The 13,130-nt window shown below is 43.7% G+C and carries 2 protein-coding genes; both read right to left on the bottom strand.

Annotated features, from left to right (window positions below; translation table 11 throughout):
• Positions 1-21 precede the first annotated feature (21 nt).
• Complete coding sequence (locus SB847_RS02975; RefSeq protein WP_044801373.1) at positions 22-7,404, bottom strand: type I polyketide synthase; 7,383 nt, start codon at positions 7,402-7,404, stop codon at positions 22-24.
• On the bottom strand, positions 7,404-13,115 hold the full coding sequence (locus tag SB847_RS02970; RefSeq protein ID WP_044801372.1) for a type I polyketide synthase: 5,712 nt from the start codon (positions 13,113-13,115) through the stop codon (positions 7,404-7,406). Before SB847_RS02970 ends, SB847_RS02975 begins: the two co-directional genes overlap by 1 nt.
• Positions 13,116-13,130 lie beyond the last annotated feature (15 nt).

Genomic DNA, 13,130 nt, shown 5'->3' with positions numbered 1-13,130 from the left:
AGTAAAGAAACAGAGCAGGTGCTACTCTGTTTCATCAATAATTTCAAGAAGCCGTTTTTTATTCTGTTTGATTTGTTTTTTCCGATTTGAATCCGGCCAGTACTCTTTTCTGACAAACTCGGCAGGCGGCAGCGGCGTTCTGACGGAATGATATGAATCATCCAGGCCGCTTACCAAAAGGTGGGCGTTTGTTCCGCCAAAACCGAAAGCGCTGATGCCCGCCCTCCGTTTTCCATCCTTCCAGCTTCTCAGTTCTGTATTCGGATAAAAAGGCGACTTTTCAAATTCAAAGCGGGGATTTGGCGTTTCACAATTCAATGTAGGCGGAATTTCCTTATGCCATATTGATAAAATCACTTTAATGAAACTTGCCGCTCCGGCAGCGCTTAATAAGTGTCCGATATTGGTTTTTACACTTCCTACTCCGCAAAATTGCGTTTTGTTTGTGTCTCTTCGGAATACTTTTGTCAGAGCCTGAAGCTCAATCGGATCTCCAATCATCGTGCCTGTGCCGTGAGTTTCGACGTAGCTGACTGATCCGGGAGTGATATCGGCTTTTTCAAATGCATCTTGAATAACCTGCTCTTGAAGCTTAGGATTCGGGGTCGTAATTCCCATTGTCGCACCGTCGTTATTAATAGCTGATGCTTCAATGATACCGTATATCCGATCTCCGTCAGCTTTCGCTTTCTCCAGCGGTTTTAACAGAACAGCGCCAAAACCCTCTCCGGGTACAAAGCCGTTTGCCCTTTCATCAAAAGTAAAACACTGACCGTCCGGCGAAAGGGCTCCTCCTTCTGTTAACATCAGGTAAGGAATTTCATCCAAAAGCAGATCCGCCCCTCCTGCCAGCGCCATCTCTGAATCACCGTTTTTTATGCTTTGGCAGGCTAAATGAATGCTGACTAATGAAGAAGAACAAGCGGTATCAGAAACCATGCTTGGACCGTGAAAATTAAAGAAATGCGACACATGTGAAGCAATAAAGTTTTGACTAAGCCCGACGATGTGGCTGCTGCTTTCTTTCGGCAGTTTGTGACCGTAGCCGCCCATTCTGGAACCGACAAATACGCCGACTTTTTTTCCCGATAATTCCGTTTCTTCATAACCGGCATCCCGTACAGTCTGTACACTCGTTTCTAAGAAATGTCTTATCAGCGGGTCCGTTTGGATGGCTCTCTCCTCTTCCATGCGGAAATACTCCGGATCGAAGCTGCCGATACCATTGATAAATCCTCCCCATTTGCTGATGCTTTTTCCCTTTTGCTGCACCGGAGAGTAATTTTCTTCTATATTCCACCGGGAATCAGGTACTTCTTTAATATGATTCTTTCCTTTTCTCAGATTGTCCCAAAATTCCTCTTTATCAGCCGCTCCAGGGAACTTACATCCGATTCCGATAACAGCTATCTTTGCAGAGGAAGCCGTCTGCGGTTCTGTATTTCGGCTCGTCACAGACTGCATATCTTGCTGATTGCTGCTTTGAGAATCAGTCTGTTCAATTTGTTTTTTCAACGGCGGCGCCGTCTTACCGATATATTCCGCAAGACCATGAATCGTGTTGTGTTCAAGAAGCACAGTAGGGTCAATTTTTTTCTGAATCATTGCTTCTATACGATGTATAATGCTGACAAGAAGTATAGAATCCACACCGTATTCCTGAAAATCCGTATTTGGGTTAAGCTTTTCAAGGGGAATGCTCAATTCCTCGGCAAATACGGCAGAAAGTTCACTGACAAGCCCTTCTGAATGATCAAAAGTGTCGGGAGTCTCCTGTCTTCGGACTGGCACCGAAGCTCCGCCGGTTTTATTGATGTTCAGGAGACTGTCTGCATGAAACACTGTTCCTTTTTTCACGATGGGAATGATATTGGCCGATTTTCTCTCCAGTGCATGATACAAAATCGCCAGTCCTTCCCGTGTGGAAAGAGAGTCCAATCCCAATTCATCATATAAAGGACTCGTCACAGTACCCATTCCGACTTCTTTCCAGCTCGGCCAATTGATGGACGTGAAATACGTTCTCCCCTTTTGAAAATGATAAGCCGCGAAATAGTCCATATATGCGTTTGCAGACGCGTAATCAGTCATTCCTTTCGACAGTTTGGGTGACTGTGCAGCAATTGATGAAAATAGAATAAAGAAATCCAGCGGCCTATTATTAAAAATCCGCTCCAAATTCTGAAGTCCAGTGACTTTCGGCCCGTACACCGTCTTAAATTCACTCATTCTTTTATGAATAAAGGCCGGATTTCCGCCGCTGTGCAGTCCGGCACAGTGTATGACACCGCTTATATCTTTAAATTCAAGGCTTACTTGGTGAAAGAATGAACGCAGCTTCTCTTCATTTGTGAGAGAACCGCTGTAATACAGATAGTTGACACCTTTCTCTTCAAAACTTTGAAACAGTTTTATATTGCTGACTGTCTTTTCGTCCTGTCTGCCCTCTTTCAGCAAATGATCCCATTCACTTCGCAAAGGTAATGGACGCGTACCCGTCAGCACGAGTTTTTTCACTCCCCGTTTCACCAAATCTTCAGCTATTGCTCTGCCAATGCCCCCTGTCGCGCCGGTAATCACGATGGCTTTATCCGCAGGAAATGAAACAGGCTCGCCGGTATGGATTCTTTCTTCTTCAAAATACGGAACATATCTGACGCCGCCGCGGTAGCATACTTCATTCTCTCCGGTACATTGCGCCCTTTCATTCTCAAAGATTTGTTTCAGCTCATGCGTTTCTTTCATGCTGTCTATATCTATTGTTTTCACATGAACAAAGCCGTATTCCGCAGAAAGGGCTTTCAGAAAAGCCGCTGATTCTGCCCCCGTCAGCTTTGGTTTTTCCGCTTTAAATACCTGCAAGCCATTGGTGATTTGTAAAATGGATAATGGTGTTTCCTTTTTACTCCTCTTAATTATTTCTTGTATAAATAAGAATTTACCATATGGGATGCCGTTCTGATTTTCACTCTGGTTTCCGATATCTGAGAAATCAAATATATTTTCGACCTGCCGCTCACCGCCCGAGAAGATCTCACGGATAACGTCGTATGCGTGGTTTTCATCTAATAAAGAACACTCAAACATTTGATCAGAGTGTTTTATAAATGAAGAGTGATGTTTTATGACAATCAGATTCTCCTGATCTATATCCGAATAAATGGTGCGGGCAATTGATTCTGTGTCTTGATTTACAAATGCTACTGTCAGTCCGTACTCTTTTGTTTCGGATGGATTTACAAACGGATTCTCCCTCCATTTTTTTTGCAAGTAATGTTGAAAAGAATGCTGAGGGATCTCTGCCTTCTCATTCCTGGACGGAACCCAATAACGTTCTTTCGCAAACGGATAAGTCGGAATTGAGATCCGTTTACCCGGCTGCTGTAAATGTTGATGAACGGATTTCCAGTCGATATCCGCCCCCCAAACCCATAATTGAGCCAGCTTTTCCGCTTCACCGTTCTCAATAATGGTCTTTACAAACAATTCACCTGCTCTGCCTTCCGTTAACGCCTTCATTTTTTCAGCAAATGCATCTGCTGATTGCTGATTAACATATACGCCTGGAACTTGCTTGTCACCGCGGCAAAACTCAAATAATTTATCCTTAATTTCTTTAAGAGAGGTACCGGTAATCGCCGCTCTGGCCTCCATCGCTTCTCTGCCCGATTGTGTAGTGTATGCCAGATCCCGTAAAACGACGCTTTCCGATTGGCCGGCTTCCATCACTTCATTCGGGAACATGTTTCTTATCGCTCCGGCATATTCCTTCAATAAGTATTCAGTAACCGCTTGAATGGAGGGGCAATCAGTTAATTCATACATCGTGAGTTCAATTTGAAACATTTCGTTAATAAAATCCGCCATCCGGCTTAATTCCAAAGGCCCTACGCCAAATTCACTCAGGTGATCAGCAATATTAATTTCTTCCGGATGGATATGAAGCAATTCCGAAACAAACGGTTTGAGTACTTCATTCACCTTTTCTTTCATATCAGGCTGTTTATCCTTTACTTCAGGACTTAGTGAACGTTGGATAAAATCTCTCATGTTTTCGGCATACTCAAGAAGACGTTCATTGTCTTTGGCAGATAACAGGACAATATGCGGTTCATTCTCAACATGTTCTGTTGTGACGTTTGTTTCTTCATATTCTTCTATAATGATATGAACATTCGTTCCTCCCGCTCCGAATGAGCTGATCCCCGCTCTTCTCGGAACAGTTACTGTTTTTCCGTTTTCCTGCAGTTTCGGTTTCTTCCAGTCTTGCAATGACCGCTGTACATAAAAGGGAGATGCTTTAAAATCAATATTTGGATTCAACGTCTCCGCATGTATGGAAGGAAACAGTTTTTTCAGTTTCATTTGCAAAAGAACCTTTGTCAAACCGGCAATTCCCGCTGCGGCCTCAAGATGGCCGATATTTGATTTGACAGAACCGATTGAACAATATTGAGTGTGCTCCGTAAATTCCCGAAACGCTTTTGTTAACCCGGTGATCTCAATCGGGTCTCCCAGAGCAGTTCCCGTTCCGTGAGCTTCAATATAACTAATTGTACGAGGGTCAATACAAGCTTTCTCAAGCGCGTCCTGTATCAGTTCAGACTGACCATTCGGATTAGGAACCGTAAAACCGTTTGTTCTCCCTCCGTGATTGACCGCTGTCGCTTTAATCAGCGCATAAATATGATCTCCGTCCCTTACCGCTTCCGCCGCCGGCTTTAAAAGTACGGATCCCACTCCTTCTCCCGGTACATAACCGTCACCGCCCTCGCCGAATGTACGGCATCGGCCATCACTTGCAAAGAAGCGGCTTTGATTTAATAATGTATATTTATTCGGATGAAGCGTAAGATTGACCCCGCCCGCAACAGCAAGTGTGCTTTCTCCTCTTCGTATACTTTCACAGGCTAAGTGAATGGCGTTAAGAGAGGATGAACACATTGTATCAACCGCCATACTCGGCCCCTTAAAGTTAAAGAAATACGATATTCTGTTTGCTATTGCAGAAAATGGAGACCCGACGGCCAGTTCATTTCCTTTAAGTGATTCTTCAACGCCGAAAAATTGATAGCTTCCATATGTGACGCCTGCAAAAACTCCGACCTTTTTGCGGGTCAGATCTGAAGGTTTATAACCCGCATCCTCTATGGTATTGTACACTGTCTCTAAAAAGAGACGTTCCTGAGGATCAAGAAAAGCCGCTTCTTTCGGTGATATCCGGAAAAATAAAGGATCAAACCGATCTGGATTTTTCAGAAAACCTCCCCACTTATAGCAGCTTCCCTCCAGCATTTCCTTCCGGTCATCAGGAATTTCGCTTACGCAATCCTGTCCATTCATCAGCACATTTTGGAACTCCCTGATGTTTTCCGCACCCGGGTATCTGCCGCTGACACCGATAATGGCTATATCAGCAGAAAGGGGATCGGCCGCAATGTGCTCTTTTGAATCTTCTTCTTCAGAGCGTACCGGCGCTTTTGTTTCCACTGGTTTTCTTTTTTGCTTTTTTTGATATGAGACAAGTTCAGATGTGCCGGCCGGGTTCAGCAGTTTCATCATTCGTTCGCTGTGATGACTCAGGAAATATTCGGCTAACTGCGATATTGAATGATATTCAAAAAACAATGTTTTCGACAATCTGCCGATACTTTGCTCCAGCTTTTTGGTCAGACGCATGATCATCACTGAATCAATGCCGTATTTCTCCAGGTATTGTTTTTCATCTATGAGTGAGACCGGTAATTTCAATTCCTCTGACATTATATTTTTCAGATAACTGATGATATTTTGTCTTAATTCATCGTTTTTCAAATCAGCATCTTCCTGCTGGTCTGAATGTAAGCTGATTGTGCCGGTACGCTTCAGCACATCCTCAATCTTTTCTTTTCGGCCTTTCAGGGCAATCAGCTGTTCAGATGATTGACACAAGCTGTTCTCCAGGGCCTGTATTCCGTCACTGTCATCTAACGGGTCAAGACCGAGTTCCTGTTTCATGTAGGATATTCCTTCATCGTCAATACTCATCCCGCCGGAAGTCCATAGCGGCCAATTGACTGACACTACCCTTCCGGCAGACTCTTTTGCGGTCATAACTGCTGCATACTGATCCAAACAGGCATTGGCGAAAGCATAGTCACATTGGCCGGCTGAGCCGAAGACTGCCGATGTGGATGAAAACAAGACAAGTAATTCAACTTTCATTTTTCTGATTTCTTCCGCCAGCCACAGCGTGCCATAAACTTTCGAACCTGTGACTTGATCAATTTCTTCTTTTGTCTTTCTTAAGATAAAAGAGTCACGGAGTACGCCGGCACTGTGAAATACTCCATGTAAGGTGCCGAACTGCTCTTTTGCAAAAGCAAACATCCGTTCAGCATCACTTTGTTTTGAAACATCAGATCGGATATATTCAACTGTTGAACCTGAACTTCTTAAATATTCGATCTTTTTCTCCTGCTCTTCAGTTAAATCAGAGCGCCCCGTCAATATGAGATTCGCTTTCCATTTTTCCGACAGATGTTTTGCCAATATATAACCGAGACCGCCCAGGCCTCCTGTAATCAGATAATTCCCATGATGTTTCAGCGGCTGGGTTAAATCGAATGAGCCGGCTTTATTATAGCTTTTCGTAAAACGTCTGCCGTTTTCATAGCGCACTTCAAAATGGATATCCCGTTTTTCGTCACACTCTCTCTGATATATATCCGCTATTGCTGGAAGAGCGGCTCCCGCACCCTCTGATTGCGTGATATTGATAATCTGATAGTGAAAATTGGGGTGTTCCTGGTGAACGGTTTTCACCAATCCGCCGAGAGCATGATGCAGCGGCAGTTGTTCTTTATTCTCAGTTTGAAAAATATGCGTCAGCTTTATTATCTTTTTCCATTTTAGTTCAATCAGCGCCTGTGTAATATACAGAAGAGAAAACAATCCGTTTTCCAATTGTTTCTGTATACCTCCCTTACTCATGTCAGCCTGAGAATCAGACCACAAGTGAAGAATCTTTTCGGGCAGCTGATAATGATCATGAATGTACCGGAACAGCTTTAGATAATCGTCTTTTTTCACGGGATTCATACAAATCGTATCATCATGTAAAACAGCAAATTCTTTTCCGCGGATAACAAACAAGAGAGTACAGTCCTTAAACAAACCGCTCAATTCTTGTATTTGCCGTTCATTTTCTGCAAAAATCAGGAGCAATCCCGTCAAGGGTGCGCTCTTCTTATTCGGAATGAACGATTCTGTCCATTCCGGCTTGTAATAAAAAAGCGGATGGTTCGATGCCCGTGATTTTTGATTCTGAATGGATGTCACACGGGCATAGCCTTCGTCAGCCGATATCTGTCCTGATTGAATCAGATCAAGAATATCGCTGATTTGTTCACGTTTTCCGTTCATCATTCTTCCCCCATTAATTGTTTCAATACAGCCTTCTGATCAATATCATTGGTTTCCAATTGACGCAGGAGACGAATGAGTTCGTCGTCCGTCTGAACAGTGCTTTTTTCATGACCATATCTGAATCTCACATCTTTGCACTCTGCCAGAATGCTTCCGTTTTCATCTGTAAATGTCATACGACACGTTACATCACGGCTGTTCTGCCGGTTCTCTTTTTGAGTATAGACATAAAAATTTTGAGTGAGAGGCTGATAGACATCCGCCGCTCCCATTCCGATCAATTCCGGGAAGGTTTCTCCGCTGACAAAAAACGCACTGGCATGAATCGCGGACTCAAGCGCTTCAGGAGAGATCATAAAATTCTCTCTTTTTGCATAAAGCTCATCCGGCAATGAATGAAGCGACAGCATTCCGTCACTGTTTTTCGCTGATTCAATGACAAAAGGCGATTCAGCAGGATGTTCAGTCATTTCTGATTTGACTTCAGCAATATCAAGCGCTTCAGGAAGCATACCGCTTTCAGGCTTAACAATATGCGCATTTCCCCTGGCAAGACGTACTTTATTCTCATGTTTTGTGTTTGCATATATGTCAAACCGCGCAAAGTCGCGCTCAGGCGTCAGCGTAATCATCAGTTCCCGTATATCAGTCATTCCGTTCATGCTTTCGGTCCACAATAAATCAGTCAATGTATGAACTGGTTGTCCAAATGCCGCCGCTGCATTGACGATAGCCATTTCAGCCAAAGATGCATAAGGGAAAAAGGACACGTTTCCTTCAGACAGACTTAGTGCGAATGGATGATTACGGCTGATTTTTTTCGTGAAACTGAACTGATTAAAATCGGACGTGTTACTCCCCAAGAAAGGGTGAGTCGGCTTACTCACATCTGTTGAAACAAGCGTTTCCCCTTTTTCCGCTATCCAATACCGCTGTTTGATCAGCGGTTGTCCCGGAATAGAAATCCTGCGAGCATTCCGATTCACCTCAAAAGTCTCCCAATCTATCTTTCTTCCATTTACCCATTTTGATGCTGCTTCGGCGTAATCTGAACAAACGTGAGGCATTTCATTGTGAACTTCTGATTCGAATGTATTACCGGTATAGCTCAAGCTGCTTTTTTCACCCCTGATATAAGCTGAGAGCTCTTCAGCAATGACCTGCCCGGAATCTGCCACTATCGCCAGCCGTTCTTCCATATGATCGCGTCCCGTCTGAAGTGTATAGGCAATATCCTGAAGACGCAGTTTATGATTGTTATCCTTCGATTCATTTTCTGATAGAAAATCAGCCATAACCTTCGCATATTTTATCAGCCGTTGTTTGTCTTGAGCCGATAAAACAAAGATCACTCGGCCGCTTTGATGATCAAAAGCGTTTGGCGGCTCATACGCTTCCAATATAAGATGCGCGTTTGTCCCTCCTGCTCCAAAAGCGCTTACCCCGGCTCTCAAAGGATGAACAGCATTGCTGTTTTGCGGAATATTCCATTCAGCCGCTTTCCGCTGCACTTGAAAAGGAACCTGCTCAAAATCTATAAACGGATTAACAATATCGGAATGCAGAGAAGGAACAAGCTGCTTATTCTTCATTTGGAGAAGCACTTTCGTTACCGCAGCGATTCCTGCCGCAGATTCTAAATGTCCGATATTTGATTTCACCGAACCGATGGCGCAAGGATGATTCAGTTGATAGGAATCTTTCAGTCCTTGAATTTCAATCGGATCGCCTAATGACGTACCCGTTCCATGCGCTTCAATATAATTGACGGTATTCGGATCAATGTCAGCTTTACGAAGCGCTTCTGAAATGACCTCCGCCTGCGCATCCGGATTCGGTATGGAATACCCGCTCGTCTTTCCTCCGTGATTAACGGCGCTTCCCTTAATCACACCGTATATTTGATCTTGATCTTCTATTGCTTTTTTCAATGGTTTTAACAATACGGCTCCGACTCCCTCACCGGGAACATAACCGCTTCCGTCTTTTCCAAAACTCCGGCATCTGCCGTCACTTGATAGGAACTGCCCCATGCTGAGGAACTTATATTTATTCGGATGTATTGACAAATTCACTCCGCCGGCCAATGCCATATCGCTCTCTCCGCAATGTATGCTTTGGCATGCGTAATGAATAGAGGTCAGTGATGAAGAGCACATTGTATCCAGAGCCAAACTCGGACCTTTTAAATGAAAATAATAAGACACCCGATTGGCTATTGAAGAATAGACGGATGCCGGCGAGAAAGCCACTCCATTTTCTTCTCCTTCAAATAGTTGATATTGGCCCCACATTGCACCGACAAATACACCGACTTTCATCTTTTCCAGCATGTTTCTCGGGTATCCTGAGTCTTCAAAACAATTTTTGGCCGTTTCTAAAAAGAGCCTTTCCTGAGGATCCATAAGTTCTGCTTCCCTTGGGGAAATATGAAAGAAAAGCGGATCAAATTGATCGGCTCCGCTGATAAAACCTCCCCACTTGCTGTAAGACTTCCCTTTCATATCTCTGTCTTCGCTGAAGAAATCATCCATATTCCAGCGGTCAGGCGGGATTTCTGTAATACAATCTTTTCCGCTCTTTAAATTCTCCCAAAATTCAGGTAAGTCTTCAGCCATCGGATACTTCCCGCTTAATCCGATAATGGCAATGTCCTCATGCCTTGTATCAGCTGTTTCATTTATTTGGATCTCACGGTTTTCATCCTCCATGAAGGTATCTTGAAGTGCAGATTTCAATTTTTCTTTGTCACCTTCAAACACGATCAGCTGTGATGCGTTCAGAGAGAGTGAATCTTGAAAAGCTTTGATCCCATTGATTTTACTAAGAGGAACCATACCGATTTTTTGTTTCATCCATTTCTCAGTTTGTTTATCCACTTTCATGCCGCCGTCTTCCCATAGCGGCCAGCCGATGGCTACTGAGACGCCGGAGCGTTCTTTTTTCCGCCTCATTCCTTCACGCCACTCAGCGAAAAGATCGATGAACCGGTTGGCCAATGCGTAATCCGTCTGTCCGATATTCCCGTACATCGAGCTGCTTGATGAAAACATCACAAAGAAGTCCAAAGGTTCGGTTTGCAGCAAGCTGTCCAATAAGACCGTCCCATTTATTTTCGGAGCGATCACTTCCTGAATTTCATCTTTTGATTTTTGAATCAATAAAGCGTCGTGCGTCACACCGGCACTGTGTATCACACCGTTAATTTCTCCGAATTGCCTTTTAATGGTTTTTATGATTCGCTCTGCATCGCGGCTATCTGAAAAATCACCTCTTATATATTGAACCGAAGAACCGCCTGCTTTCATTCGGCTGATTTTGTTCTTTTTGTCTTCCGTAAGTTCAGAACGGCCCGCTAAAATAATATTGGCTTTTGTTTGGGCTGCGATATGTTCTGCAAATATAAGGCCTAAGCCGCCGGCCCCTCCTGTAATCATGTATACTCCGTTTTCTTTAAAGGAGAAACCTGAGTTTTGAGCCGGTTCCGCTTCCCGTAAGGCACGGACCCAGCGCACATTTCCTTCATAATAAAGATCGGTTTCTCCCGGATGCGCTTCAGTTGATTCGCATCTGATGATTTCAGCTGTAAGATCCGGCAACGATGACTTGTCTGAAACTGATATCCCGATTGTCTTAAGGGCCAGTTTCGGGTTCTCAAGCAAAATAGACTGCCCTGCGCCATGGACTGAAGCGTAAAGCGGCTGATCATTTTTATGGTCCGCCGGATAAAGGAAAAGCGATACAACCTTTTTTTCCGCCTTGCTGCGCATCAATGCCCGGCTGAAAAAGAATAGCGGGTAAGCCCCTTTAGAAAGCTGTTCATTTATTTTTTCCGGGCCGGCAAATGACCCTTCCGGCCACCCGTAAACCACGGTGTCGGGCATTTGCCCCCTTTTTTTCAGATCAGCTGCAAGCCTGTCAAAGTGAGCTTCCTCCCTGTGATCTATCTCATAAACACCGTCTCCGTGATAGGAGAAACGATTCCCTGATAAAACGAGAATGATCTGTGTATTTCCGAATCCATTTTCAGCATTTTCCCGCATAAAATGAAAAAGCTCTCTGTCATATTGAAACAGCAGGTATGTTGTTTTCTTTTTATTTCCGCAATTCGGATCCCAAGAAGCAGCCTTTTGTCTCCAATGCGGTGTTAAATAGGTCAGAGCCGTATGATTCTCTCCATGATGAAGAGGGAGGTCTTTTTCAACGGACGTCTTTTCGCCGCTCTCTGCAAAATAGTTTGCAAGTTTTTGAATCGTCGGATACTCAAACAATAAAGTAGGGTACAGTTCCCTGCCTGTTTTCTCTTCCAATGCCTTTACGGCTTGCATAAGTGTTACGGAATCGAGGCCTTGTTCATAAAAACCTTTTACCACAGAGAGTGTTTCAGGGGCAGTCCCTTTGATATCTGCGATCAGCTGCTGAATGTCTCCTTCTGTTATAAGAGCGGAAAGATTTTCGTTCTTACTTTCTTTCATGTCAGGCTTTTCAGCCGGTTGATTTCGCGTTAAGAAATAACTGGACATTCTTTGATTTTCTTTAATATACGCGGCGAGTTCCCGGATCGTTTTCTGCTCAAACAGGAGTGTAGGATACAGCTGTTCCCCTGTTTTGTTTTCAAGTTCTTTGACAATGGCAAGCAAAGAAGCTGAATCCAGGCCCTGTTCATAAAAACCAATGTCTGTCCTTATGTCACGCAGATCTATATTTGAAACCCCGGATATTAATTCTTTAAGATGTGTCTCGATGCTTTCGCTTCGATTTATGATTGAATCTTTTCTGATCAGGCTGTCTTTTGGCTGAGAAGCCGCTTCAGTTTCCAAACGAGTCTGCTTCAGGTTTTCAATTAAATCTTTTGAGCGAATATGTTTCACAGACAGCCGCGTAAAATAAGCGATCATCTCCCCGTGTGCATCGTACAAACCGTAACTTACTTGGATGACATCCCCTGAATCATGATTTTGGTCTTGCTTCTCTATGTACACATAACACCTGTCTTCCAGGCGCTTCGTCATACGGAAAGATTCAATATGAATGGGAATATACGTTTTCATCCGGCTTGCCGGAGATCCCTGTGTAAAATATTCGGGACATGCCTGATAAAGGATCGATATGATGGTAGACGCATCAAGAAAAGTGGGATGCAATTGAAAATAGCCGGTATATTGATTGGCAATTTGGCTGAGCGTCAACTCTGCAAGTACAGAATGATCAGACGCATAAACCTTCCCCAGACTCTTCATAAATTCAAAATGCTCTATATCAACCTTTTTTAAATAGTCATAACATATCTCCATATCAGCTTCACGGGCGGAGGCATGTTTAATTTCATCAATATTAATTGAACTCATGCTTTCCGGGATTTTCGGCATGAGCCTGCAGTTCATATTCTCATCCCAGCTTTCATCCAGAATGCGGTCATCTTTTACCTTTCTGCTCTTCGCCTGAATTTCCCATCCCTGTTCCAATCCCTGAAAACGGATGCGGATTTCTCTGTCAAAGGTATCAGATGTTGCTACAGGTTCCAAATACAAAATATTCTGACACTCTAGTTCTTCAATAGGCAAACCTTTGCTCAGCGCCATACGGTATATCATATCTAAAAATGTGACACCGGGTATAATCCGGGTGCCATGCACCCGGTGATCCCTGACAATATAGTCCGTATGTTTAATTGTTAATGTGAACTGATAGTTTTGATTACTGGCCACCTGTCTCATTCCTTT

Origin of the sequence: Bacillus sp. SIMBA_026 (genome assembly GCF_046535335.1) — a bacterium.
GTDB lineage: Bacteria > Bacillota > Bacilli > Bacillales > Bacillaceae > Bacillus > Bacillus velezensis.
This window is presented reverse-complemented; position numbering and strand designations above follow the sequence as displayed.

Excerpts from the sequence above, each read along its gene's own strand:
- SB847_RS02975 (WP_044801373.1), bottom strand. The coding sequence starts at position 7,404 with ATGAACGGAAAACGTGAACAAATCAGCGATATTCTTGATCTGATTCAA.